Source organism: candidate division KSB1 bacterium, assembly GCA_022566355.1.
Classification (GTDB): Bacteria; Zhuqueibacterota; JdFR-76; order JdFR-76; family DREG01; genus JADFJB01.
Window position 1 is genome coordinate 18,094 of sequence record JADFJB010000021.1, and the last position, 25,515, is coordinate 43,608.

General features: G+C 37.3%; 26 protein-coding genes. 1 reads left to right on the top strand and 25 read right to left on the bottom strand.

Annotated elements, in window-relative coordinates; all coding sequences use genetic code 11:
* Positions 1-7: 7 nt before the first annotated feature.
* The 13 genes from glgA to ftsY form a co-directional block, all read right to left on the bottom strand.
* Positions 8-1,507: a glycogen synthase GlgA gene (glgA, locus tag IIC38_05855; GenBank protein MCH8125469.1), complete on the bottom strand. Its 1,500-nt coding sequence runs from the start codon at positions 1,505-1,507 to the stop codon at positions 8-10.
* 26 nt (positions 1,508-1,533) lie between these two features.
* Complete coding sequence (gene galT / locus IIC38_05860) at positions 1,534-2,532, bottom strand: galactose-1-phosphate uridylyltransferase (protein MCH8125470.1); 999 nt, start codon at positions 2,530-2,532, stop codon at positions 1,534-1,536.
* A 12-nt stretch (positions 2,533-2,544) separates the two neighbouring features.
* On the bottom strand, positions 2,545-3,294 hold the full coding sequence (locus IIC38_05865) for a tetratricopeptide repeat protein (GenBank protein MCH8125471.1): 750 nt from the start codon (positions 3,292-3,294) through the stop codon (positions 2,545-2,547).
* A gap of 280 nt (positions 3,295-3,574) precedes the next feature.
* On the bottom strand, positions 3,575-4,810 hold the full coding sequence (rodA, locus tag IIC38_05870) for a rod shape-determining protein RodA (protein MCH8125472.1): 1,236 nt from the start codon (positions 4,808-4,810) through the stop codon (positions 3,575-3,577).
* An 18-nt stretch (positions 4,811-4,828) separates the two neighbouring features.
* Complete coding sequence (gene mrdA, locus IIC38_05875) at positions 4,829-6,640, bottom strand: penicillin-binding protein 2 (protein MCH8125473.1); 1,812 nt, start codon at positions 6,638-6,640, stop codon at positions 4,829-4,831.
* A complete protein-coding gene (gene mreD, locus IIC38_05880; protein MCH8125474.1) occupies positions 6,630-7,115 on the bottom strand; it encodes a rod shape-determining protein MreD in 486 nt (161 codons plus the stop codon). The genes mrdA and mreD overlap by 11 nt, the downstream gene beginning before the upstream one ends.
* Positions 7,116-7,118: 3 nt before the next feature.
* Positions 7,119-7,751, bottom strand: coding sequence for a rod shape-determining protein MreC (gene mreC, locus IIC38_05885; GenBank protein ID MCH8125475.1), 633 nt, complete (start codon positions 7,749-7,751; stop codon positions 7,119-7,121).
* 165 nt (positions 7,752-7,916) lie between these two features.
* On the bottom strand, positions 7,917-8,942 hold the full coding sequence (locus tag IIC38_05890; protein MCH8125476.1) for a rod shape-determining protein: 1,026 nt from the start codon (positions 8,940-8,942) through the stop codon (positions 7,917-7,919).
* A gap of 66 nt (positions 8,943-9,008) precedes the next feature.
* Positions 9,009-10,568 (bottom strand): bifunctional phosphoribosylaminoimidazolecarboxamide formyltransferase/IMP cyclohydrolase, encoded by a 1,560-nt coding sequence (gene purH / locus IIC38_05895; GenBank protein ID MCH8125477.1) that lies wholly within the window; start codon positions 10,566-10,568, stop codon positions 9,009-9,011.
* Positions 10,569-10,770: 202 nt separating this feature from the next.
* Positions 10,771-11,400, bottom strand: coding sequence for a phosphoribosylglycinamide formyltransferase (locus IIC38_05900; GenBank protein ID MCH8125478.1), 630 nt, complete (start codon positions 11,398-11,400; stop codon positions 10,771-10,773).
* A gap of 44 nt (positions 11,401-11,444) precedes the next feature.
* Complete coding sequence (locus IIC38_05905) at positions 11,445-12,314, bottom strand: LD-carboxypeptidase (protein MCH8125479.1); 870 nt, start codon at positions 12,312-12,314, stop codon at positions 11,445-11,447.
* A 96-nt stretch (positions 12,315-12,410) separates the two neighbouring features.
* Positions 12,411-13,706 (bottom strand): GWxTD domain-containing protein, encoded by a 1,296-nt coding sequence (locus tag IIC38_05910; protein ID MCH8125480.1) that lies wholly within the window; start codon positions 13,704-13,706, stop codon positions 12,411-12,413.
* 134 nt (positions 13,707-13,840) lie between these two features.
* Positions 13,841-14,776, bottom strand: coding sequence for a signal recognition particle-docking protein FtsY (ftsY, locus tag IIC38_05915; GenBank protein ID MCH8125481.1), 936 nt, complete (start codon positions 14,774-14,776; stop codon positions 13,841-13,843).
* Between the two features lie 249 nt (positions 14,777-15,025).
* Between ftsY and IIC38_05920 the strand changes: the two genes are divergently transcribed.
* Entirely contained in the window at positions 15,026-15,727 is a 702-nt protein-coding gene (locus tag IIC38_05920; protein MCH8125482.1) for a polysaccharide deacetylase family protein, read from the top strand.
* On the opposite strand, the gene IIC38_05925 is transcribed toward IIC38_05920, so the two are convergent.
* From IIC38_05925 to groL, 12 genes are all read right to left on the bottom strand, one after another.
* Positions 15,724-16,923 carry an NAD(P)/FAD-dependent oxidoreductase gene (locus IIC38_05925; protein ID MCH8125483.1) on the bottom strand — a complete coding sequence of 400 codons (1,200 nt, stop codon included), beginning with the start codon at positions 16,921-16,923 and terminating at the stop codon, positions 15,724-15,726. The genes IIC38_05920 and IIC38_05925 overlap by 4 nt on opposite strands.
* A complete protein-coding gene (locus tag IIC38_05930) occupies positions 16,920-17,102 on the bottom strand; it encodes a 4Fe-4S binding protein (protein ID MCH8125484.1) in 183 nt (60 codons plus the stop codon). Before IIC38_05930 ends, IIC38_05925 begins: the two co-directional genes overlap by 4 nt.
* On the bottom strand, positions 17,095-17,877 hold the full coding sequence (locus IIC38_05935; GenBank protein MCH8125485.1) for a UbiA family prenyltransferase: 783 nt from the start codon (positions 17,875-17,877) through the stop codon (positions 17,095-17,097). Before IIC38_05935 ends, IIC38_05930 begins: the two co-directional genes overlap by 8 nt.
* 268 nt (positions 17,878-18,145) lie before the next feature.
* Complete coding sequence (locus tag IIC38_05940) at positions 18,146-19,576, bottom strand: amidophosphoribosyltransferase (protein ID MCH8125486.1); 1,431 nt, start codon at positions 19,574-19,576, stop codon at positions 18,146-18,148.
* Positions 19,577-19,678: 102 nt separating this feature from the next.
* Entirely contained in the window at positions 19,679-20,170 is a 492-nt protein-coding gene (locus IIC38_05945; GenBank protein MCH8125487.1) for a hypothetical protein, read from the bottom strand.
* Positions 20,171-20,196: 26 nt separating this feature from the next.
* Positions 20,197-20,580 (bottom strand): RidA family protein, encoded by a 384-nt coding sequence (locus tag IIC38_05950; GenBank protein ID MCH8125488.1) that lies wholly within the window; start codon positions 20,578-20,580, stop codon positions 20,197-20,199.
* An 18-nt stretch (positions 20,581-20,598) separates the two neighbouring features.
* Entirely contained in the window at positions 20,599-21,957 is a 1,359-nt protein-coding gene (locus IIC38_05955; GenBank protein ID MCH8125489.1) for a GAF domain-containing protein, read from the bottom strand.
* Positions 21,958-21,975: 18 nt separating this feature from the next.
* Positions 21,976-22,155 (bottom strand): hypothetical protein, encoded by a 180-nt coding sequence (locus IIC38_05960; protein MCH8125490.1) that lies wholly within the window; start codon positions 22,153-22,155, stop codon positions 21,976-21,978.
* Positions 22,152-22,805 (bottom strand): deoxynucleoside kinase, encoded by a 654-nt coding sequence (locus IIC38_05965; protein ID MCH8125491.1) that lies wholly within the window; start codon positions 22,803-22,805, stop codon positions 22,152-22,154. The genes IIC38_05960 and IIC38_05965 overlap by 4 nt, the downstream gene beginning before the upstream one ends.
* A complete protein-coding gene (gene folK / locus IIC38_05970) occupies positions 22,802-23,359 on the bottom strand; it encodes a 2-amino-4-hydroxy-6-hydroxymethyldihydropteridine diphosphokinase (GenBank protein MCH8125492.1) in 558 nt (185 codons plus the stop codon). Before folK ends, IIC38_05965 begins: the two co-directional genes overlap by 4 nt.
* Positions 23,346-23,699 (bottom strand): dihydroneopterin aldolase, encoded by a 354-nt coding sequence (gene folB, locus IIC38_05975; protein MCH8125493.1) that lies wholly within the window; start codon positions 23,697-23,699, stop codon positions 23,346-23,348. Before folB ends, folK begins: the two co-directional genes overlap by 14 nt.
* Before the next feature lie 184 nt (positions 23,700-23,883).
* The gene (gene groL, locus IIC38_05980) at positions 23,884-25,509 is read right to left on the bottom strand and encodes a chaperonin GroEL (GenBank protein MCH8125494.1); all 1,626 of its coding nucleotides are present in this window, start codon (positions 25,507-25,509) and stop codon (positions 23,884-23,886) included.
* Between the last annotated feature and the right edge of the window lie 6 nt (positions 25,510-25,515).

A 25,515-nucleotide genomic window follows, 5' to 3' on the forward strand; every position in this document is an offset into this window, starting at 1 on the left:
CGACACATTATCGTTTAGTATCAATTAATTTTTGATACAGTCTATTATATTTTTTACACGAAATATCCCAGGAAAAATCTTTTTTCATAGATCGTACGGCCAATTTCTTCCAAGAAGACGGATAATTTTTATACAAGTCAATAGCATCTTTTACTGCATCAAGCATAGCATTTGAATTGTACTCGGTAAAAACAAATCCGGTTCCTTTTTTATTATCATTACTATAGTCGAATACTGTATCGGCTAATCCACCTGTTTTACGCACTATTGGAATTGTTCCATACTTCATACTATAAAGCTGATTCAATCCACAAGGCTCAAAATAAGACGGCATTAAAAACATATCCGCTCCCGCTTCGATTAAATGAGCCAAAGAATTATTAAGTTCAATTTTTACCACCAATTGTTCAGGATACTTCTTTTGCAATTTCTTAAGTTTATTTTCAAATTCCAAAACCCCTTGGCCCAGAATAATGAAATAAACACCAAGGTTAACTATATCGGGAATCGCATCAATTATTAAGTCAAATCCTTTCTGATGAACCAATCGTGAAACCATTCCAATAATCGGAATCGATGGGTCATATTTTAGGCCAACTTTTTCGCAGAGTATGTTTTTATTTTCCTTTTTCTTATCAATTGATCTGGAGCTATAATTAACATGGAGGAAAGGATCGATTTCAGGATCCCATTCATCGTAATTTACGCCATTGAGGATGCCTACAAATCTTTTCGATTTTTTGTGTAAAACATCCTGCATTCCTGCAGCAAGTTCAGGATTTCCCAAAACTTCTTGTGCATATGTCTTACTGACAGTATTGATATAATCTGCTAATTCTAAACCGCCTTTAAGAAAACTAATTTTATCAAAGAACTTTAATGGGTTATCGTCATTATTCAAATCGTAATTTAAACCGGTTTCCTTTAGCATTTTCAATGCAAAAATTCCGTTATATGCAAAATTATGTACAGTAAAAAGTGTCCGGCTATTTTTATAGAAATTATCATTTGAGTAGACGGTTTTTAAATAGATGGGTATTAATCCGCATTGCCAATCATTACAATGAATCACTTCCGGCTGCCAATGTAATTTTTTAAGCATTTCCAATGCAGAACGGGCAAACAACGAAAACCTTGCCGCGTTGTCTTTATAATCTTTTCCGGTTTTTGGATCTCCATATAATCCATCGCGATCAAAATAAGGGGGATAATCCAAAAAATATATTTGAACTTTAGAATTCGGCAAAAATGCGGCTCTGATGCTTACCGTCACCGTTCCATCTTTGTGTGGTATTTCCAAATCTCTTAATCGGATAACATCCCGGAGAGCAAATTTTCTTTCCGAAATCGTCTTATATTTTGGCATGAATACACGAATATCATGGCCAAAACTCTTTAACGATATAGGTAAAGCTGAGGCAACATCAGCTAAACCGCCGGTTTTGGCAAATGGGACGACTTCTGAAACAACATATAATATATTAGACGACGGTGTATCGTTTGTCATTTAAGTAGTACCATATCTAGATTTGATTAAATGTGAATCTCTCGAAGAAATTTTGCCGCATCTTCTGGCAAAGTAGGATTAATGTAAAATCCAGACCCCCATTCAAAGCCGGCAATTTTTGTTAGTTTTGGTATAATTTCCATATGCCAGTGAAAATTTTGTTTATTATCATCCGAGAGGGGTGCAGTATGAATCATAAAATTATATGGCGGATCTGAAAGTGCTCGATTTAATCTGATCAAGGTTTCTTTGACAATTAATGCGAAATGGTGAAAATCTTCTTTCTGTGAATTTTCAAATTTTGCTAGATGATTTTTGGGCAATATCCATGTCTCAAATGGAAAACGAGGTGCAAAAGGTTCTAAAGAAACAAACATTTCATTTTCTAAAATGATTCGTTTCCCGGAATTTCTTTCCTGATGGATAATATCACAAAAAATACAACGTTCTTTGTACTTATAATATTCTTGAAATCCTTTCAATTCTTCTGCAACTTGAATTGGAATGATTGGAGTTGCAATCAGTTGTGAATGGGAATGTTCCAAAGAAGCACCAGCAGCTGCTCCATGATTTTTAAACACAAGGATATACTTAAAACGAATGTCTTTTTTAAGGTCTAACATTCTCTCTTTTATTGCCCACCAAATTTCTTGAATATGACTGGAATCCAGATCGATTAAATCTTTTTTGTGTTCCGGAGTTTCGATGATAACTTCATGAGCACCTATTCCATTCATAGTATCATAAACACCATCACCCACACGATTCAGCTCCCCTTCAACTTGTAAAGCCGGATATTTATTTGGCACAACTCTTACCCGCCAACCCGGTTGGTTTGCTTTTTTTTCTGCTTCTCGATAAGCCAGAACTTCAGGAGGTGTTTTAACTTCGTTCCCTTCGCAAAAAGGGCAGAATCCGCCTTGTCTTTTAACCGTTTCAACAATAAAATCTGATGGTCTTTTCCCCCTTCCTGTGGATATTATTACCCAACGGCCAACTATCGGATCCTTGCGCAACTCAGGCATAAAAATTATTTCTCATTGAAATTTTACTAACAGTTGCTGAGCAGTTGCTGCAAATTCACTGTTGGGGAATTTATCCAAGAGCCGCTGAAAGGCTTGTTTTGCACTATCCATTTGCCCCAACTTCTCATAACAAAACCCGATTTTTAGTTGAGCGGCATCTTCCTTATTTGAATTAATAAAATTTGCCACCTTTTCAAACTCAATTAAAGCAGTTTGAAATTCTCCAAGACCATAATAGCATTCACCTATCCAATATTGACAATTATCAGATAAGGAATTGTTCATGTCATTTTGAAGTAACTGTTCAAAGCTGAGAATTGCCGTCTTATAGTCCTTAGCCATGTACTCGGAAAGAGCAGATCGGTAGGCACTTTCATTCCCTCTTGATTTTGGAGGTTGTGTAGGTTGTAAATCAATCAACAATTTTTCTCTTTCTGTAAGTTGTTTCTCTTTTTCCCCAATCTCATTTGTTAATTGAGAGATGGTGGCATTCTTTTCTAATAATTCGGATTCCAATTTTTTTACTTTCTGCTCCATCTCTTCTTTTTCTTTTATCACTGAATCCAGATTTGTTTCTTCTTCACCGGCTTTAGGTATACCTAAAAGCTGCAAAACTTGATCTTCATCCGAAGGTTCTGTTTGATTTACATTTTGTTCACCTGGTCTCTGGCTTGTCATTTCAGGATTTGTGGATGAACAGGCACTAATAAATAAACATACGATAAAAAAAGTAATGACAAAAATTCCATTTTTAAAATTCATTTGATACCTCCAAGTTACCCGATAATATTAAATGTTATATATTTATTCTTAGAAGAAGTTAATTTAGAAAAGCTCAAAAAAAAGGAGTTGTTTCCATTGAATTTGAAAAGATGTTAAATAGTCTTTTAAACTCATTATTTAATTTCACTTATCATATTGAATTTTATAAAAGTTATACAAAAAAATCAAGCTTATTTTCAATTCAGCATTTTGCAGAACGAGAAGTAAAAACATCAATATAATTTAGAATTTTTATGAATCCCCAAAAAATGTCCATTTACTAGTATTCATGTCGACGAAGAGAAAAATTGAGTATTAAAGCGATTGAAACCATACAGGTATTTAAAAAAGAACCCCCATAGCTAATAAACGGCAGCGGAAGACCGGTAACTGGCATCAGGCCCATTACCATACCCAAATTGACAAAGTAATGGTATAAAATCATCGTTGTGATACCTATGACAACCAATGATGAAAACCGGTTTTTCACGTTAGAAGCAACTTGAATTCCTCGTGAAATTAATAGGACAAACAAAACAATAACTGTTATACAACCTAAAATGCCAAATTCCTCTCCAATAACAGAAAAGATGAAATCTGTATGTTGCTCCGGAAGAAATCTTAATTGTGTTTGTGTGCCTTCTAAAAAACCTTTCCCGGTGATCCCACCTGATCCGATTGCTACTTTTGATTGAATTACCTGGTAGCTGATTCCTTTTGGATCGCTAACGATTCCAAGGAAGGAAAGCACTCTTTTCTGTTGGTAGGCCTCCAATGAGTTCCAAAGAAATGGTGTAATAACACCTACAAAAATATTGAGGACAATATGGCCAAAAGTAAAAATCATGTTCCTACTTGCGAAGAATAATACAATTAACAATATTCCCATAATTAAGGAAAAAGACCATAATTCAAACGAAGCTAGCATTGTTAATCCCGGGATAAACGTTAATAACAAAATTAGCGGAGATACGCCTGCCCAAAATAGCATAGCCGGGATAATTGCTATAAAAACTAAAGAAGTGCCGAGATCTGGCTGCTTAAAGATAAGTATAAAAGGAAGTATCCCAAGACCGGCAAGGATAAGCAAAGTTCTTTTATCATCCAATTTATCATGATGATCCGTAAGAAAACGCGCAAGAGCAAATATCGTTGCTAATTTTGCCCATTCCGATGGTTGAAAACGAAGACCACCTGCCGACAACCATCTAGCAGCTCCACCCCCAGAAATACCTTTGATTAAAACAACAATCAATGCCAGCATGATAAAACCATAAAAAACATACGCCAAAGCCATGTACAATTTGGAATTTATCAATATGGCAGGGATAAATAAAATGATTCCAAAACATAACCAGTACACCTGCCTTTGGAAATTGTTAGATGCTAATTCACCAATCTGTCCTGAAGTAGCACTGTAAATACTGATTAAACCAATCGAAATCAGCATAAACATACAGATAATTAGACCCAAATCTAAAATACTGAAGTTGTGTTTAATTTTGTTAGTAAACATCAACACTGATCCATAATTTCAATTCTTACTAGCTAGGCTACTCGGAGTTTCTGCCGGATATTTTTGGAAATATAGTTTTAAAAGCTTTCCTGCTTTAGGAGCGGCTATACTACCACCTCCTCCGCCATTTTCAATGAGAACAACTATGGCAACTCTTGGGTTTTCACGAGGAGCGAAACCGATAAACCATGCATGATCATTACCATGTGAATTTTGTGCTGTTCCGGTTTTACCAGCAACATTTATCCCCGGAACTCTGGCGGCTTTTGCAGTGCCCTTTTCTCCATTAACAACTCTAAACATCCCTTCATGTACAATATCATACGCCTCCTCAGGAAGTTCTTCAATTTTCAATGGACTTGATTCGTAAACAATCGTTTCCTGAGTAATTTGGTTTTGAGTCGATTTTAGCAAGTGTGGTTTATGATAGATTCCTCTTTTTGCAATTATTCCAGCAAATTGTACCATTTGTAATGTCGTAACTAAAAGATCTCCCTGGCCTATAGATAAATTTACCAACAACCCTTTTGTCCATTTTTTTTCACCGTAACGATTATCAAAATACTCATGATCCGGAACTAATCCTGAATTTTCCAAAGGAAAATCGACACCCGTTTTTTTACCGAACAAAAAAATTCTGCTAAATTTAGACCACTCATCTAACCCAACTTTTAACCCTAATTGGTAAAAATAGACGTTGCATGATTGTTCAATAGCTTTAAGCAAATTCATTCTACCATGCCCTTTTGATTTCCAACATTTAAAATATCGAACTCCAAATCGGTATGAACCCGCGCAATTCACAACCGAGGTTGGTTTTATCACCTTATTTGCTATAGCAGCCATTACCACAACTATTTTATAAGTTGAGCCAGGAGGATATAAGCTTTGCAAAGAGCGATTATAAAACGGATGTTCAGGATTATTTTGAAGATTTCGCCAAACTGTAGGAGAGATTACCCCAGCCAAGTCACGCGGGTTAAAATCAGGTTTACTGACCATAGCTAAAACCCCGCCATCTTCCAAATCCAGCATGATAATGCTACCGCGAGATTCCCCCATTGACTCTTCCGCTAAAGTTTGTAAATCTACATCTAATGTTAGATCAAGGTTTAATCCCGGTATAGATTTTTCCTTTAGAGGATTTTTTAGTTTTTTTACTTCTCGCCCTAAAGCATCCACTTCAACATATTCGAGACCCGATTTCCCTCGTAATTTTTCATCATAAAAACTTTCAATCCCTCTTTTTCCAATTACATCTCCAGATTGATACTCCGGGTTGGATTTATTTTTTAATTCTGTGCTTGTAATTTCACCTAAGTATCCAAGAACATGAGCTGCACGCACACTAGAAGGATAGGATCGTATAGGTTCGATCCAAAAACCTACTCCCGGAAACTCCATTCGCATTTCTTCAAAACGAGTTACAATAGATATATCAACTTGCCGCATTAATCGAACCGGGAGAAAATAACCTCGCATATTTCTTCGAACAGCTGCTTTTAGCTCCTCAGGTGTTTTATTGATATACTCGCCAATTCGATTATAAAGATCTGGATTATTCTGTAAATTATATGGAATTGCATGTAATGAAAACGCCGGAGAGTTATTTACAATTAATGTTTTATTACGATCGTAAATCAATCCCCGTAATGGTTTTAATGTAACTTCACGAATTCTATTCTGGTCGGATTGTAATTTATAATCTGTTTTATGTAATATTTGCAGATAAAACAGCCTAAATATTAAAACAACCGTTAATGCAATTAGACTGATCCAATAGACTAATTTTACTTGAGATGGAAACGAAGCTATTCTATTATTTTTCATACATCACAACTAATAATTTAGGATAAATTGCCCAAACAATCAGTCCGATTGAGGATGTATAGAGTGCACCCGGTAGAGAAAAACGAAAAAATAAATAAATTCCATCCACTTCTGTTCCGAAAGAAAATATCCATCCGTATAGGAAATTATGAGAAAGTGTTACCATAAATATAAGAAATCCTGTATCCAATATTGAAGTCCCCATAAAACCTATCGGGACATTATGTGTAAAAAAACCGATAAACGATTTACAAAAAGCGCTGAGTCCAAAAAGAGTTGATAAAATTGCATCTTCAACCAACCCGATAAAAAAGCCAGCCAGGCATCCGAAAACCCGGCCAAATTTTAAGCTTAGAAAAATCAAGTAAATCACAATAAAATTTGGCTTTACCTCATATATTGCCATAAAATCAGCAATTGTTCTTTGAGCAACCAGGGCGCCAAGAAAAGTAACTGCTGGAACCAAATATTTCATGGATTAACGCCGTGGATTTCCGATAATGAATGAATCCTCCAAGTTATTCAAATTAACTGAGGTTGTAATTTCAATTAGCTTAAATAAAGCGGCCGGTGGTTCTTCAACTTTGCTTACATATCCAATTTCAATTCCCTTGGGATATATTGCGCTATTCCCTGATGTAATGATCACATCGCCAAGTTTTATATCTTCAGTGATAGGAACGTAATTCAAAATGAGTTTATTTTCGTCCGTGTTTTTAACGATCCCTGTTATTCTTGTTCTTTGAATCATAGCCCCAACCCGAAAATTAATATCATCCAAAACTTGCACTACCGAAATATGATCCCCTGCGGTTACAACTCGTCCTACCAGTCCTTTGCTTGCCAACACCGGCATTCCCGGTTGAACTCCATCACTTGTTCCAATGTCAAGTAAAATAGCGTGAGAGAAACCTTCATAATTTTGCACTATAATCGAAGCCGGTATTAAATCGTAGGCACTGCTCTTTTTGAAATCCAGCATTTGTCTTAAGCGGTCATTTTCCAAGTAAGCTTCTTTCAATAAACTATTTTCGTATGAAAGAGCAGCTAACCGGATTCGAATGATTTCATTTTCTCTTTTTAATGAGCGATATTGATATATTGAACTCATCCAATTGTTCCAAACCCCCGTTGCATTTAGAACATGTGATCTTATCCAGGTTACTTGTGGTGTTTTATTATTTATAATGAGGAGTAATGAAAGAGTAAGAATGAAAAATAGTATACTGTAATCCCGAAAACTTTGAGTGTATCTTTCCCAACGAATCATTTGGAGCTAGTATTTTTTTGGTTTGTTAAGAACTTTCATGTATTTTTCAATATCTTCAACAATCAGCCCAGTCCCTCTCACTACGCAGGTTAGCGGGTCTTCTGCGACACTTACCACCAGGTTTGTTTTGTCTCGAATAAACATATCAAGGCCTTTTAGCAGTGAGCCACCTCCGGAAAGAATAATACCTCTATCTAAAATATCACCAGATAACTCTGGCGGAGTGCGTTCAAGTGTAAGTTTAACCGCTTCGACGATAGAATTTACGGGTTCTGTCAAAGCCTCTTGAATTTCTTTAGATGTAATTTCAACTGTTTTGGGAATCCCTGCAATTAAATCTCTACCTTTTACATGTAATGAACCGTCTTCTTTGTAAGGTAGTGTTGAGCCAATTGTGCATTTTATCTGCTCACCGGTTTTTTCTCCTATCAATAAATTGTATTTTCGTTTCATATATTGAACAATCGCTTCATCCATTTCATCTCCAGCGATTCTAACAGAAACGCTTGTGACAATACCACCAAGTGCAATCACCGCTATTTCGGTGGTGCCACCCCCGATGTCTACAATCATGCTGCCAATCGGATCCATAATTGGCATATCGACGCCAATCGCGGCTGCCATAGGTTCTTCCACTAAGTACACTTCCCGGGCGCCTGCATGCTCGGCCGAATCACGGACTGCACGTTTTTCAACTTCTGTAATTCCAGAAGGAATACAAACAACAACCAAAGGCCGAATAAAACGATTGAATTTCATTTTACGGATGAAATATCTGATCATCTCTTCCGCCAATTCAAAATCAGCAATCACACCATCCTTTAATGGTCTTATCGTTGAAATTTCATCCGGCGTACGGCCTATCATTTCGCGTGCATCTTCTCCAATCGCTACGATTTCTTGATTAACCCGGCTAATCGCTACAATTGAAGGTTCATTAATTAAAATACCTTTGTCTTTCGCATAAACCAGTGTGTTAGCCGTTCCTAAATCAATTGCAATATCATTTGAAAAATAATTAAATAAATTCATTGCCTTATTCACTCCATATGTGGCTACAAAATTCCTTTTTGAAATCTTTTACAATTAAGATATTCCTTAGTGTCGGAAATGGCGTTTACCTGTGAATACCATAGTCATTCCGTGTTCATTTACAGCATCAATTACTTCTTCATCTCGAATGGAACCACCCGGTTGAATAATAGCGGTTACCCCGGCTTTTGCAGCAGTATCAACACCGTCCCGAAATGGAAAGAACGCATCCGAAGCCATTACCGATGCCAAAAGTGATAATCCCGCATTTTTTGTTTTTTGAATGGCTAACGCCACAGAATCTACTCTTGACATCTGTCCTGCTCCAATACCAAGAAGACGATCACTCTTAGAAAAGACAATTGCATTTGATTTTACATGCTTTACAGCACGCCAGGCAAAAGCCATAGATTCCATTTCATTTTCACTGGGTTGGCGTTTTGAAACCACTCTAATTTCTGAATCTTTTAATTGAATATTATCTTCTTCTTGGATTAAAAAACCATTCAAACTATTGCGAATACACAACTTAGCATCCATATTCTTTTTCGGGTGATACTTGAGAATCCTTAGTTTTTTTTTCTTTTGTAACAGTAATAATGCATTCTCTTCAAATTCAGGCGCCAATAGTACTTCCAGGAAATGAGATTTCAGTTGTTCTGCCAATGATACTGTAATCGATCGATTGACACTCATTATACCCCCAAATGCAGAAACAGAATCTGCGGCCATTGCTTTTTGATATGCCGCTACTAAATCTTTCCCTGAACCTATTCCACAAGGATTGGTATGTTTTATAATTGCAACTGATGGCCGTTCAAAATCAGAAATAATTGAGTGAGCTGCATCTACATCCATTATGTTATTGTATGACAAATCAATACCATGGAGTTGCTCAAAACCATCAATCTCAGGCCCGGAATTTATTTGATAATACCCGGCTTTTTGATGAGGGTTTTCTCCATATCTCAGTTTTGATGTCCTTTGCAAAGGCAAAACCAATCTATCATTTAATTGATTGTTAAAGCCAGTATCCCCGGTAAAATATTCGGCAATCATGCCATCATAAAATGATGTCAATTGAAAAGCCTGGACCGCTAATTTTTTGCGAGATTCCTGGGAAAATGATCCTTGATTCTTTTCCATCTCCTCCTGGATCCAGTGATATTGTTCAGTGGATGTTATCACAGCAACATCTGAATAATTCTTTGCTGCTGAGCGAATCAACGTTGGCCCGCCAATATCGATCAATTCAACCATATCCTGGTGTGATTTATTTTTATCACCTGTATGTTCTAAAAAAGGATACAAATTAACCACAACTACGTCGATTGGCCCAATATCCAGTTCTCTTAATTGTCTTTCATGTTCTACATTATTTCTAATTGACAGAATTCCTGCAGCTATCTTTGGATGAATTGTTTTTACTCTCCCGCCAAGTATTTCAGGAGAACCTGTGTACTCGGAAATATCTTGAACTTGAATCCCATGATTCCTTAGGTGTTCTGCCGTCCCACCACTGCTGAGAATCTCATAACCAAAATTACTTAAATTTTCTGTAAATTCTGATATGCCTGTTTTATCATAAACGCTAATTATTGCTTTTTTAATACAAACCTCACTCATATGATACTCGGGAACTCCTTCATTTTTAAATAAATAGAATGATTAATTAACTTGGACTATTCATGACCTTATCACTGCCATGGGAGGGATCAATTTTGCAACTATTTTATACTTACAATTATGCTTTTTCAATTTTATGAAAATAGATCCCGTTATAATAAAACCAAAATGGAGTTGTAAACAAGTATTATCTTAAATATTGCTATTTTTTAAGAATTAATGCACGGTTATCATATATGCGGATTCGATCTTCAGCAAAAAGTTGAAGAGCTTTGGGGAATATCTCATGTTCTACTATCAGGACCCTGGCAGCCAAAGTTTCTTCCGTATCATTTTCTAAAACCGGAACCGACTTCTGGAGAATAATTGGACCGTGATCATAGATTTCATCCACAAGATGAACCGTCGCCCCTGAAATCTTACAACCCCGTTTAAGGACGGCATTATGCACATGAACTCCATACATTCCTTCACCTCCGAATGATGGAAGCAGCACCGGGTGAATGTTTAATATCCTATTAGGGTAATAGTTAATCAACTCAGGTGTTAGAAATTTGAGATAGCCCGCCAATACAACAAAATTAACTTTATATTTATTAAAGATTTTAACTATTTCCGCATCATATTCTTGAGGAGATGCGAAATTCTTCTTTGAAAGATATTCTGCTAGGATCCCACTTTGCGTTGCATAAAACAATACCCCCGCTGAATTTTTATTGGAGACCAGAACACAAACCTCAGCATCCAGTCTGCCTCTTTGAATTTCAGTCAAAATAGCTTTGAAATTTGATCCTCTTCCAGATGCCAGAACTCCTAATCGCAATTTAGCCACAATTCGATAATGTAATTATTTTGGGGGTGATAAATTTACTGCCATCATCCTGTTTCAACAACTGTTTCCAACAATCTAACTTTGAGAATTTCCGTATCGATTTCAACCTGGGCGCCTATTGGTATCGTTAATTTTTTTGCTTGATGACCATATTGAAACCCACAGACTACCGGTACGCTAAGGCCACCAAGATAATCATTAATGACCTCAGTAATACTTAAGCTTGGTTTTCCTTCTTCTGCTTCACAATCCAAAAATTGCCCGAGAATCACTCCATTAACCTGTTCGAAAACACCCATTAATTTTAGATGACTGAAATACCGATCTACTCGGTACGGTTCTTCGCCGACCTCTTCCAAAATCAAAATCGCACCATCAAAATCCGGTTGATAAGGAGTTCCCAAAATGCTGACCAGCACACTCAAACAACCTCCTAATAACCGGCCGTTTGCCTTCCCGGGGACGATAATTTCAGGTGAAACAAATGAACCCTCCGGAAAATGATTGTCCGATTCATATGAGCTTAATATAGACCACATGTTTTTTTCTGTGAAAGGATCGATTCCCGTCATTTCGACGGCAACCATAGGTCCCGAGAATGTAATTAATCCTGTTCGTCGCCAAATTGCTAATTGAATAGCCGTTAAATCACTATACCCCATCAGTATTTTGGGATTTTTACAAATCAAATCAAAATCCAAATTATCTAATAAGCGAGAAGTCCCATACCCGCCTCTGCTTGAAAAAATTGCTTTCACTTCTGGGTTACGAAACATAGAGTGAAGGTCATCCAACCTATCCTTATCAGTCCCGGCGAGATAACCATCTGAATCCTTTACATGATCACCAAAGACTACAGAATATCCGCAGTTCTTCAAATATCTTACCCCTTGGTTTAACTTTTCAGGTAGCATCGGACTTGCTAAAGACAGGACACCGATTTTGTCTCCCTTTAGTAAGGAAGGGGGCTTAATAGGAAGTATAGACACTTGCTCTTGATTGATTGTAAACTAACGATCTCTATATAATTCTTCAGGATTTAATAATTGGAACTCACCCAGTCCATAATAATCAGCAAAAATGAATTGACGATTCCTTTCAAAATAATACCATTGCTCGTACGCATGAATTTGTCTAGCTGAATAAATGGAAGCTTGTGCATTAAACGGCTCCCTGTCGACATCATTGGGCGCGCCAAACAAAACATAAACCATACCCATATCAGACTTCCACCCTGGACGCATAACGGAAAAATGAGCATTTGAATACGCTATTCGTCTATAATATTCATCCATTAACTCGTTGGTTGGGGTACCCGGGGTTGGATCTTTTTTAGCCCAAAATTCCTCGAATAGTTTTTGTTTTTTTTGTGGAGGCGCTCTTTTAATTTTATCAACTTCTTGCCTGTCGGTCAAGTATTGCATTTGCGATATTGATTCTTCTAAATTTTCCAGCAGATATAAAGAGCCTTGCATAACCTGGCGCAGAATATACCTTTTAACTTCTATTCGATTTTTGCTTGTCTTTATTTTTAGAGATAGAGTGTATCTTCCTGAACTTAAAACCGACTGAGAAAAAGGAATATAAACTTCAGTACGAAATTCTTTTTTTAGTTGTTTAAATTTACCTTTTTCAAGCTGCTTATTACGAAAATCCAACAAAGCATATTCTATTTCAAAGTCACCTTGAGTTTTACTATAAATTTCAAACATAGTAACGAGAAAATTCTGATCATCTTTTAGGTTGTCTGAAAACTGATCTTTAAGCCACTCTATTTTATTTGAATTTAGGATTTGGGAATTTAACAAAAACAAATCGCTAACACTAAGTTCCTGGCTGTTAAAATCCTCCATTTTTATTTTCCGGCTAAATTCACCGGTATTTTTAGAATCCAAATCTGTTACTTGACAAAGAAAATTATATTCCCCCGGGGCTGCTTCAACGGAAATATTGAATTGACTATAGATTAAATTAGAATTTGTACTATCATAATTAGAAGTGATTGCAGCTTTTTTATATGTCTTTGCAAAAACCTGTTCTTCATCTTGATTCCGGAGAATGATCGTCAGTTCAACTTCCGCCCGGTATTCTTTATTTTTCTTCTTAAGAAATTGCAATTCATCATAGGGTATATTTACCTTAACAACTAAAGCACTCATATCGTCATCCCCAGCAACATTTTGGATATTGATTGTGAATTGGGGAGAGCCTTGTACCCTGGAACTTGTAAGTATTTGCGCTAACAGTGCAGACGTAGTAAAGAGTGACACTATAAATCCGATGAGAACAATTCTATTTATTTTCATTTTTTCATTCCTCCTCCCGGTACTTCCCGGAAGATTTGTATGAGTAATATTTTATTCTTGCTTTAATATCGGGAAACCATAAAAATAATTTCATTCTTTTATTCTAAAAACATTTTGATTTGAATATTTTATAATCACTTAAAAGCTGGATCGAATATAGCATCTACAAATGAATTTGAATCAAACGGTTCAAGATCGTCTATTTGTTCGCCAAGGCCAATAAATTTTATTGGAATTTTAAAATCATTTGCGATTCCAATGACAACTCCACCTTTAGCTGTTCCATCAAGTTTGGTTAAAACAAGACCTGTAAGGTTTATGGCATTGCCAAACTCCTCAACCTGCCGCCTGGCGTTTTGGCCGGTTGTGCCATCCAAAACCAACAACCTTTCGTGGGGTGCATTGGGTATTTGCTTGGCAATAACACGATCTACTTTTTTCAATTCTTCCATGAGGTTTGTTTTTGTGTGGAGACGACCGGCAGTATCCACAATTACGACATCGATATCCCTCGCGAGTGATGCGCTAATAGCATCATAAGCAACAGATGCGGCGTCTGCACCCTCATCCTGACGAACAATTTGACTTCCGGAACGCTTCGCCCAAATCTCCAATTGATCCGATGCAGCAGCACGAAAAGTATCGGCAGCAGCGACAAGCACCCGTTTATCCTTTTTCTTAAAATTTAGCGCAAGTTTTCCGATGGTAGTCGTTTTACCTGTACCATTAACACCAACAACCATTATCACGTAAGGTTTGGCATTCACCATAAAAAAATCAGGGCTGGTTTCATGATTATTGCTATTCAACAACCCTTTTATCTCCTCCCGCAATATTCCATGTACTTCTTGCGATTCGGTTATCCGACCCTGCTTGACACGACTACGAACACCATCAATAATACTTAATGTTGTATCAATTCCTACATCACTCGTTATTAATATCTCTTCGATCTCTTCGAACAGTTCTTCGTCTATTTTGGGTTTTAACGATATGGTGCTTTGAAGTTTGTTAAATAAACCAGTACGGGTTTTACTTAATTTTGAACGAAGTTTATTGAAAAGTGCCATAAAAAACGATGATTATATGTCAGTATTTATAAATTTTATTATTTTAAATCTCAAAAAATGGTCGGATCTTGAATGTTTACTAAAAATTATTGCGGAATTTTAATTTCAATAGTGATTTATTGAATTGCAATTTAATCTCTTAAAATAATACCTATTGTCAAACCATTTAACTTTAATTTATAAAAAATGATTCCAAATCCAAAAATAAAAAAATCCTAATTAAAATAATTATATATTATACCCATAACAATGAAAAAAGTATTACGAAAAACACTGAACGACATCAGTTATTTTATAGGATTGGAACGTTTTGGCTTTCTGTTATCAAAGCGAGTATTTTGGCGGGCCGATACAAAAAGAAAAGTCATTGCCCTTACTTTTGACGATGGACCTAATCCAATCTTCACACCTCAAATCCTTGAAATCCTCGACGATTTTGCCGTTCACGCTACATTTTTTTTGATCGGGTCAAATGTAAACTTACAGCCTAGGTTAACTAAACAAATCTTTAATTCTGGACATCAAATAGGCAATCATACTTTCACCCATCCTACTTTAACTAAACTAGGGAATGGCCAGATCGAATCAGAGATTCTGGAGACAAAAAAAGCAATAGAAAATATCTGTAGTGTAACTACCCTTTTGATGAGACCGCCTTATGGGCTTTTTAACAGGAAAGTGCTGGCCATTACAGCGAACACCAATCATAAAGCTGTGATTGGCGATGTTTATCCGCGGGACACCGCTTTGCCCGGTACTCAAAAATTAGTTTCAAGGGTTTTAAAACGAACTCGATGTGGCAGTGTTATTATTTTACACGATGGCGCACCATCTGAAAAAATAAGTCGACTCCAGACAGTGGAGGGATTAAGAAAATTGATTCCTACTTTGCAAGAGAGAGGCTTCCGTTTCGTAAGTTTACCTGAGTTAATGGATATCGATCATACCTAACTTAGCTTTAAATTTTGTTTGATCACATCTTTAAAAACCAGCACAGCATCTTTTACTAAATGCGGATGTTTGAACAAAACCATTTTCATGAACTTGATCACATTTTTACGGGATTCGGTTAGATTTGCTACTGATTCAGCAATTTCATTGAGATCCTCATCTGTAAATTGGCTAATTGTTTCTTTTAGCCGGTAAAAAATAGTATGAACATTCCCCTCGGCTTTATACCACTCACGTTCATATTGCAGTAGGAATTCTTTTGAATAATCTCCTTTTTTTACGGCCTTAGCTGCCGTTATACCCGCTAATTTACCGCCAATCATCCCACTTATAATGCCTCCACCGGAAAGCGGATTTACTTGTCTCGCAGCATCACCCGCCAAAAGCAACCCAGGTGCAACGATTTGCTTTAGAGTTTTAGCACAGGGAACACATCCCATGGTAGTGTTTAATTTTTTGGCATTTGGATAATATTTCATTATAAAGCGATCCAAATTTGATTTGGCGGATTCCTCCCTGGCATATTGTCCAGCAACACCCAATCCCACATTGGCCACTCCCTCTCCACGTGGAAAAACCCATAAATATCCTCCCGGCGAGTAGTTTTCAGAAAAATAAAAATCGCAGGTGGTTGGCTTAAATTCAGCATCCGTTAAAATATATTGAATGACAGATTCAAAATCTTTGAGTTTTAGTTGGGTATGGATTCCCCCCCATCGCCCAACTCGAGATTCCGAACCATCTGCTCCAATCACCACTTTACTAGACACTTCGTATTTCTTATTCTCGGAAATAAAACTTACGCCATTAATCGAGCCATTATTGTGAAGCAAGCCAGTCACACAAGCTCTGGTTCGAATTTCTGCTCCTGCTAAAGCGGCCCTTTCGGCAATATAATGATCAAAAACTTTTCTATTTAAAATGAATCCTATCTCCCCCCCTACAAATTTCAATTTTGTTCCATTTGAAGAGATTAGGTTTACTGCATTAATGGGTGTTTGAATATGTTGAGGTTTTGGTTCAAAAAATAACCTGAGGCCGTCGGCCCCTACACCTTCGGCACAGCGAACTGGGACACCGATATCCCGGCCTTTTTCCAGGAGTAAAACAGATGCACCATTTTTCGCTACAAATTCAGCTGCAGTTGAACCTGCCGGCCCACCTCCCACAATCACAACATCAAAGTTTTCTTTCATGCCGCTTTTTCCACGTACTCAAGGACCTCAATGGGACAAACCCAAACACATAATTTACAGTTTGTGCATTTTTCATGAACGATGACTATTTCTGCTTCATAAAGCTCAATGCAATCCGGCGGGCATATCGCCACACAAGCGCCACAAAAATCACAAGAATTTTCCTTGATGTTAATCATTCAACACCTCTGAAATATGTGAGAAATTGGGATAATTTAGTTGAAACCGATTCCGATAATACCATTTCGATAAAAAAAATATTCCTAACATCAAAACTGCATATGCAGGGAATAATAATACGACTGCTAATGATAAAAATAAGATCGCAAATCTAGTTGCTTGAATGATACTGCTTAGATCGTCTTTAAAAAGAAGTTTGACAAAAAATGGTAAAACCGCAAGCGCAGGAAAAAGTATCAAAAAATCCATAAACAAAATAGCCAAAATTAGACAAGCAATTTCCAACAGCAGTGCCGTTAAAATCGTTGTGCGCAAATCAAATTTTACTGCAAATGTAATTTTGCCAACGTGCTGATCACCAATCTTATCGGGCATCGTTGTTAAAAGATAAACAGCGCCAATGGCAAACATATAAGGAACTGCGTTGATAATTGTTTCTAAGGTTAGCATAGCCGTAATTTGCCAGCCAATCATAAATGTTAATAAACCACCAATCAAATTAACAAGTAATCCAGCAATCGGCCTGTCTTTCCATAAAAATGGCGGAAGACTGTAACCAATGCCAGTTACAAGAAAAAGCGCAAAACAAAGCATTACCAAATGAATATCCTTTTGTACTGCAAAAAAGAAGGCAAGGAGAATACAAACCGTAGTTACACTAATTGCAGTTTTTCTCGACACCATTCCATCTGCTAAAAGAAACAGTTTGTTATTTTTTTGATCGCTTTGGATATCAGTAAATTGGTTGATAATAAAAACGGACGCCATAAGCATTGTAATTGAAAGAAACGACCTCCAAAAAGCAGAATCAGTGAAATGGGATTGAATCAATTGCCATTGGGAACTATCAAAATTATTGGATATTAACTGTGGATTGATAAACCCTGCTAATAGGATTGTCCAGACCGGAAATAATAATACAGGCCGGGTTAGAAATATGTAATCGAATATCTTGATGCGGTCCTCTCTTTACCCGGAAAACTAATGATTGTGCATGAAAAAGGCAAGTATTTGTTAATGGAGAAAGAAAATTCTATTTCAATTATATTTCTTGAATAGTGACTTCCTTTTCAATATCCGATTCCTCAAATTTTTCTTCAACCGGAATGGGATAGTTGCCACTGAAACAAGCTGTACAATAACCAAGTTCTCCATTAGGTACCGAATCCAGTAACTCTTCTAGTGTCAAATATTCGAGACTATCTACACCTAAATATTCCCGAATCTCTTCTGTCTCCATTCTGTCAGCAATTAATTCACCCTGGGAAGGGAAATCCATACCATAATAACAGGGATGTTTAATTGGAGGCGAAGAAACCCGAATATGTACCTCCCTTGCACCGGCTTTTCTCAACATTTTGACTAAATGCTTTATAGTTGTTCCGCGAACAATGGAATCATCTACCAATACGACCCTTCGATCTTTCAATACACCCCCCACATCATTAAACTTTAACCTTACATGGAAATCACGGGTCTTTTGCGACGGTTGAATAAACGTCCGTCCGATATAATGATTGCGAATTAATCCTATATCGAATTTTATGTCACTGCGACGTGAATAACCAATCGCTGCAGTATTACTCGAATCCGGAACACTGATGACTATATCCGCATCAACAGAATGGCCAATCGCCAGGTTCTTGCCTAATTTTCGTCGTGCCTTATCAACATACTCTCCGAATATTCGACTGTCAGGACGAGAAAAATAAACAAATTCAAAAATGCAATGTGCCGGTTTCACCGGCTCAGAAATACGGGTACTAAATTCTCCTTTTTGGTTAAAACAAATCAATTCACCGGGTTTCACATCACGCAGGTAATCAGCGCCGATAAGATCCAAAGCACAAGTTTCGGAAGCGGCGATAATTGTATTTCCAATTTTTCCTAATGCCAATGGACGAACCCCATATGGATCCCTTGCTACAATAAGTTCATTTCGAGTTAGAAAAACAAGAGAAAAAGCGCCTTTAACCTGGCGTAATGCATCCAATAATTGTTCAACTATTCCATTCTTCTTCGACCGTGCAGCAAGATGCAGGATCACCTCGCTATCATTAGTGGTTTGAAATATTGAACCTGAATTCTCAAGCTCTCTACGAAGCGATTTATAATTTGTCAGATTACCATTATGAGCTATTGCCAGCGAACCTTGTTTGCTTTTGACTAAAATCGGTTGTGAATTAAGGAGAGTACTAGAACCGGTTGTTGAATAACGGTTGTGTCCAACAGCAATATGGCCCTTCAGCCCAGATAATATGTTCGGATCATTAAAGATATCGTTTACCAAGCCTGTACCAATATGTCGATAAACCTGGTCTCCATCAGTGGTTACAATTCCACTTGCTTCCTGACCTCTATGTTGTAATGCATGAAGTCCCAAATAGGCCAATTCTGAAGCATTTGCACCGCCATAAATACCCATTATGCCACAATTCTCACGAGGTTTGTCTATACAAGTATTTTGATTCATAGATTTAAGCTATTTTTCGTGTTCTTATTTATTTTATAAAAAACAATTAAAATAAATTAACTAATTTTTCAGTATAATTCAAAACTATTTTCATTGATTCAGTTAGTATTTAAATGAAAAGTTTAATTTAAATTTCTTGTCATCTTCCCTAAACGAGAGATCAGGTGACACATCAAATCCAGCTAAATGGGCATCGATGTAAGCATCTCCCATGCTTATTAAGATCGCCAATCCAAGAAACCAATAAGATTGATTCCGATAATCCTTATATAATATTCTATTTGCTTCAACTTGTGATTTATTTAACCGGTTATTCCAATAAATTGACGCTCCAATGATGCCAGTTTCAGTTGCGAAAACGAGTGCAGCCTTCCATTTAATACCATTATACCATTGTCCCCATCCTGGAAAAATAATTGAGCGAATCATTGCAGATTTTGGAGATGGTAAGCGCTTTACCTCTTTAGTGAGTGTATCCTGGATTGTCATTTCAGATTTAGATTGAGAACAGGTTTTAGAAAATGGATAAATATGAATACAGAAAATAAAAACTAAAATTAATGAGGGCTTGGTGATAGATTTAAAATTAACCATTCGAAATCTAATAATTAAAATCCTCATCAAATCGCCGCAACACATTCAATCTCGACTAATACTCCTTTTGGCAATTGTAGCCCACCAACGGCAGATCGAGCCGGTGGATTCTCGGAGATATACTGAGCGTAAACTTCGTTCATAGCTGCAAAATCGGAAATATCGTTTAAGAATACAGTGGTTTTTACAATATTTTGAAAATCTGCCCCAGCAGCTTCCAATATGGCCTTGATATTCTTAAAAACCTGGTGCGTTTGTTCAATAATATCATTCCCGACAATCTCTGCCGTTTCCGGATCTAAAGGAATTTGACCGGCAGTATATAAAAGCTGGCCTGAAGTTTTAATCGCCTGGCTATAAGGGCCAATTGCTGCAGGTGCATGATTTGTTGAAATAACTGTTCGTTCCATCCAAATACCTCTTTCACTTTAAGATTCTTTAAGATAGTTTTTCTGATAATACCTGAAAAACAATTCAACCCAACCTGTTTTTTTCTTGTTTGATTTTAGAGCTTTTCTTAAATCATTTAAGGAATATTTCCTCAAGTTCGACAAATCCATTTTATCTATCTTTTCTTTATTTGCAATTTCCAGGATTGTAATAATCTTCTCTAAAGATATATTCATAAATAAGTTGAAAAAATATTCATCTATTTCCATATTAACAGAATTTTCAAGCATTTTCATAACTTTACTGAAATTCATTCTTTCTCGATAATGACGCTTCGAGGTTAAGGCATCAAAAATATCAGATATTGCTAGAATTCGCCCTCCCAATGGTATTTCCTTGCCTTTCAATCCGTCAGGATATCCGGATCCATCCATTCGCTCATGATGTGTTGCAGCGATTTCCGGTACTTTGGCAAATTTACCTGAAAAATGGATTTGCCGTAAAAATGTTCGGGTATGAACAACATGGTACTTTAGATGCTCAAATTCCTCTTCTGTTAATTTTCCTTTTTTGGTCAAAATACTTTCCCGAACTCCAATCTTGCCCAAATCGTGCAGCAAAGCTGCAATCCTCAGAACTTCCCGTTGGCTGAAATCCCATTTTGCCTCGCGTGCAATGGCATCAGCGAAAAGCATAATCCGATGGGAATGTCCTGCCGTTAGCGGATCCCGGGCATCTATAATTCGGGAGAGTGTCAAAACCAGGCTGTCAAAAGTTTGACGAATTTCTTCGTATAATTGAGCATTTTCAATTTGAACGGCTGCAATGGGCGCAATTGCTTCAAGCAGTCGTACGTCCGCATCTGAAAACTCGCCAGATCGTTTATTTAAAACCTGGAAAACTCCTATCACTTCCATCAAATTATTACGCATCGGGAAAGCCAACATATTTTGAGTTACGTAACCGGTTTTCCTGTCGATTTCCGGATTAAAACGCGGATCGCTGTAACAATCATTGATATTAACGACTTCTCCTAATTTCGCAACATGCCCGGCAATTCCTTTGTCAATTGGGAAACGAATTTCATTTTTTTCTAACCCATGGCCGATATGGGACCAAAGTTCATTTTTTGATTCATCCACCAGGAAAACCGTGCATCGATCAGCCTGTAATGCGTTTTTCACTTCATCCATTAGCAGCTGCAGAAGATTGTCAAGATCTAATTCTTTGGACAAACTTCTAGTGATGTAATATATGGTATTAACTCTTGATTGATCTTGCTCAAATTCCTTAATTTTCAGTTCAGATTGGCGTAATTTGGCGATTAACTCCAGTTTGCTTAAATTATTATAAGCAGTATTTCTTACAACTGATTTCATCAATGAATTTTCAATCACCAAAAGAAATTCCTATTCTTAAGTATCGATATCTTCAAAGTCAGCATCTTCAATTTGCGATTCATCGATATCGAGCGATTTCTTTTTAGGTTTGCCTTGTACGGATGGCCTGCCGGATTTGGGCTGGAAGATATGTTTGACAACTTTATATCCGTAATAGATCAATATACCCCACAACAATAATTGCAGCAATTTCATGCTTTGTTTTCCTCACTTACCCTGGGTATATAATATTTAGTACCTCCCAATGGATTAGAGATTTGATCGATTAAACTGATTAAATCCTTATCGTTATTGACAAAATCAATCTGGGTAGTGTCCACTATCAAAAGGGGAGTTTCATTATAATGAAAAAAGAAATGATTATAGGCTTCAACCAGGGAACGAATATATTCCTCATTAATTTTTTTTTCATAAGAGCGCTTTCTTTTACGAATATTTGACATAAGCCTTGCGGTGTTGGATTGAAGGTATATAACTTGGTCAGGTTTGGGAATTTCTCTTTCAAGTAAAGTGGCTACATGATCATACAACATGTATTCACGTTCATCCAGAGTAATAGATGCAAATATTCTATCTTTAGCAAAAACATAGTCCGAAATAAGCACCGAATGAAACAAATCTTGCTGATTTAATTCTTGTTGTTGGCGGTAGCGACTGAGAAGGAAAAACATCTGGGTTTGAAATGCAAATCGCTGGGGATCCTCGTAAAAATCTTGCAGAAATGGATTCTCCTCATGCTTTTCCAAAACGACATTGCCTGTAAGACGTTTACTTAATAGATTGCATAAACTTGTTTTACCTACACCAATTACACCTTCAACGACTAAATATTGTAATTTTTTCACCGGAGTGCCTTTTCACGGGCATCTAACTTAATGTGCAGTTCCTCTGCCGGATATATAAGACGAACTTTACCCTGGTCAGGACAAAAATCATAAAGATTTTGTATTTTCTTTTGGTAGCCGGGTAACCATAGATCAGGCGATATTTCACAAAACGGGGCAAGTACAAACCGTCTTTTATGAAGATCTTTATGGGGAATATTTAGCCAGGACAAACTGAGTTGCAAATCCGAATAAGTTAATATATCGATATCGATCTCACGAGGTTGCCATTTACCCCTATCGATTCTTCCTAATTTAATTTCAATAAATTTTCCGAACTGCAGCAATTTAGCCGGTCGAAAATTCGTGTGAATCTCAACCACTGAATTTAAAAAATCTCTTTGATTTTTAATACCATAAGGTTTTGTGTCATAAATGCCCGAGATTCTTCTAATTTCAATATTGGGCGATTTATCCAAAAGACGAAGCGCTTGAACAATATACCAAAGCCTGTTATCACGATTTGAACCTAATCCCAAATATACCGAATTAAACATCATTTTATGGCCTAACAATTTCAACTTCTACACAATCTAAAATTCCATGCACGGCTACATGGGGTTTTCTAACTCTTACAATAACTTCTTCGATATTGAAATGACTTAAAAGTGTTTGTGCAATTGCTTCCGCAATACCTTCGATGAGACTATATTCACCTTCGATAACAACTTCTTCGACGACTTGATAAACCCGAGAGTAATCAACAGTATCTTCTAAACGATCTGTTTTTCCGGCTTTTCTAAGATCTGTAAACAGTTCGATATCAATTTCAAAACGCTGCCCTTTTTCTTTCTCGGATTTTTCAACACCGTGGTAGCTGTAGAATACCAGATTAACAAGCCGAATAACATCCAAATTTTCTTCTATTGGAAACTCTCTTTCTTAAGAAATTTTACGGAAGATTTTCTCGAATATACCAATTTGGCAGGTAAGAATCAAGGAGAATTGGGAAGGTTATTTAGACAATAATTTTGATTTAGGTAAAAAAAAAGACCGAAGAAAAATTCTTCGGCCTTTTGTCTTTTCAACTTTTTTAGTATTAATACATTCCACCCATACCACCACCACCACCCGGAGGCATTGCCGGACTTGGTGTTTCAGGTTCCTTAATATCGGTTATGATAGCTTCAGTCATTAAAAGAAGTCCAGCCACACTTGCTGCATTTTCCAATGCTGCCCGTGTAACCTTTGTAGGATCAAGGATACCCGCTTTGATCAGGTCTTCGTATTCACCTGTCTCAGCGTTGAAACCGAAAGCTCCTTCTCCACTTTGAACTTTTTGTACAACGATGGAACCTTCAAAGCCTGCGTTTTCAGCAATTTTGCGAATGGGCTCTTCGAGCGCTCGGCGAACTATATTGACACCCACTCTCTCATCTGCACTGGCTGTCTCGATGCTATCAAAACCTTCTATCGCACGAAGTAAAGAAACGCCGCCACCAGGAATAATTCCTTCTTCAACAGCCGCTCGTGTTGCATGCAATGCATCTTCAACACGTGCTTTCTTTTCCTTCATTTCAATTTCCGTTGCAGCGCCAATATTCAATACCGCAACACCACCGGCCAATTTGGCCAATCGCTCTTGCAGCTTCTCTTTGTCATAATCGGAAGTAGTGTTTTCAATTTGATTGCGAATTTGCTTAATTCGACCCTGGATATCTTCGGTGCTGCCTGCCCCTTCGACGATTGTCGTGTTGTCCTTGTCAATAGTCACGCGCTTGGCAGTTCCTAAATCACTAACCACAGCATTTTCAAGCTTAAAACCTGCCTCTTCGGATATTACCCGCCCGCCAATCAAAACCGCGATGTCTTCCAACATTGCTTTGCGGCGATCTCCGAATCCAGGGGCTTTCACGGCAGCGACTTTTAAAGTACCTCTAAGCTTATTGACCACCAATGTAGCTAATGCTTCACCTTCTATATCTTCAGCAATCAAAATAAGAGGTTTACCCAACTGGGCTACTTTTTCCAGCAACGGTAACAGGTCTTTCATGGCGCTGATCTTTTTGTCATGAATCAGGATCATGGGATCTTCCAAATAGGCTTCCATGCTGTCGGGATTGGTGACAAAGTATGGTGATAAATATCCTCGATCGAATTGCATTCCCTCAACAACCTCTAATGTGGTGTCAGTGCTCTTTGCCTCTTCAACGGTAATTACGCCGTCTTTACCGACTTTATCCATTGCATCGGAAATAAGATCACCGATTGCCTTGTCATTGTTTGCCGAAATTGTACCCACATTGGAAATGTCATTCTTGTCGGTTACTTCCTGGCTTAGTTTTTTAATCTCTTCAATTGTTTTCTGTACTGCTTTATCGATCCCTCTTTTAAGATGGGTAGGATTTGCTCCGGCAGTTACATTCTTAAGACCTTCGTTGAAAATAGATCGGGCAAGAATCGTTGCTGTGGTTGTTCCGTCACCGGCAATATCACTGGTTTTGGAAGCAACTTCCTTCACCATTTGGGCACCCATATTCTCAGCTGCATTTTCTAATTCAATCTCTTTGGCCACAGTTACGCCGTCTTTTGTGATAGTTGGCGCGCCAAATTTTTTATCGATTACTACATTGCGGCCCCTTGGACCCAGGGTCACCTCCACAGCATCAGCAAGTATATTAATGCCTTTCTGAAGCGATGCGCGTGAATCCATACTGAAATCAATCCTTTT

What these genes read in the sequence shown, in the direction of transcription:
- glgA (MCH8125469.1), bottom strand. Translation starts at nt 1,507, where the DNA reads ATGACAAACGATACACCGTCGTCTAATATATTATATGTTGTTTCAGAA.
- galT (MCH8125470.1), bottom strand. Translation starts at nt 2,532, where the DNA reads ATGCCTGAGTTGCGCAAGGATCCGATAGTTGGCCGTTGGGTAATAATA.
- IIC38_05865 (MCH8125471.1), bottom strand. Translation starts at nt 3,294, where the DNA reads ATGAATTTTAAAAATGGAATTTTTGTCATTACTTTTTTTATCGTATGT.
- rodA (MCH8125472.1), bottom strand. Translation starts at nt 4,810, where the DNA reads ATGTTTACTAACAAAATTAAACACAACTTCAGTATTTTAGATTTGGGT.
- mrdA (MCH8125473.1), bottom strand. Translation starts at nt 6,640, where the DNA reads ATGAAAAATAATAGAATAGCTTCGTTTCCATCTCAAGTAAAATTAGTC.
- mreD (MCH8125474.1), bottom strand. Translation starts at nt 7,115, where the DNA reads ATGAAATATTTGGTTCCAGCAGTTACTTTTCTTGGCGCCCTGGTTGCT.
- mreC (MCH8125475.1), bottom strand. Translation starts at nt 7,751, where the DNA reads ATGAGTTCAATATATCAATATCGCTCATTAAAAAGAGAAAATGAAATC.
- IIC38_05890 (MCH8125476.1), bottom strand. Translation starts at nt 8,942, where the DNA reads ATGAATTTATTTAATTATTTTTCAAATGATATTGCAATTGATTTAGGA.
- purH (MCH8125477.1), bottom strand. Translation starts at nt 10,568, where the DNA reads ATGAGTGAGGTTTGTATTAAAAAAGCAATAATTAGCGTTTATGATAAA.
- IIC38_05905 (MCH8125479.1), bottom strand. Translation starts at nt 12,314, where the DNA reads ATGCTACCTGAAAAGTTAAACCAAGGGGTAAGATATTTGAAGAACTGC.
- IIC38_05910 (MCH8125480.1), bottom strand. Translation starts at nt 13,706, where the DNA reads ATGAAAATAAATAGAATTGTTCTCATCGGATTTATAGTGTCACTCTTT.
- ftsY (MCH8125481.1), bottom strand. Translation starts at nt 14,776, where the DNA reads ATGGCACTTTTCAATAAACTTCGTTCAAAATTAAGTAAAACCCGTACT.
- IIC38_05920 (MCH8125482.1), top strand. Translation starts at nt 15,026, where the DNA reads ATGAAAAAAGTATTACGAAAAACACTGAACGACATCAGTTATTTTATA.
- IIC38_05925 (MCH8125483.1), bottom strand. Translation starts at nt 16,923, where the DNA reads ATGAAAGAAAACTTTGATGTTGTGATTGTGGGAGGTGGGCCGGCAGGT.
- IIC38_05930 (MCH8125484.1), bottom strand. Translation starts at nt 17,102, where the DNA reads ATGATTAACATCAAGGAAAATTCTTGTGATTTTTGTGGCGCTTGTGTG.
- IIC38_05935 (MCH8125485.1), bottom strand. Translation starts at nt 17,877, where the DNA reads ATGCTTATGGCGTCCGTTTTTATTATCAACCAATTTACTGATATCCAA.
- IIC38_05940 (MCH8125486.1), bottom strand. Translation starts at nt 19,576, where the DNA reads ATGAATCAAAATACTTGTATAGACAAACCTCGTGAGAATTGTGGCATA.
- IIC38_05945 (MCH8125487.1), bottom strand. Translation starts at nt 20,170, where the DNA reads ATGGTTAATTTTAAATCTATCACCAAGCCCTCATTAATTTTAGTTTTT.
- IIC38_05950 (MCH8125488.1), bottom strand. Translation starts at nt 20,580, where the DNA reads ATGGAACGAACAGTTATTTCAACAAATCATGCACCTGCAGCAATTGGC.
- IIC38_05960 (MCH8125490.1), bottom strand. Translation starts at nt 22,155, where the DNA reads ATGAAATTGCTGCAATTATTGTTGTGGGGTATATTGATCTATTACGGA.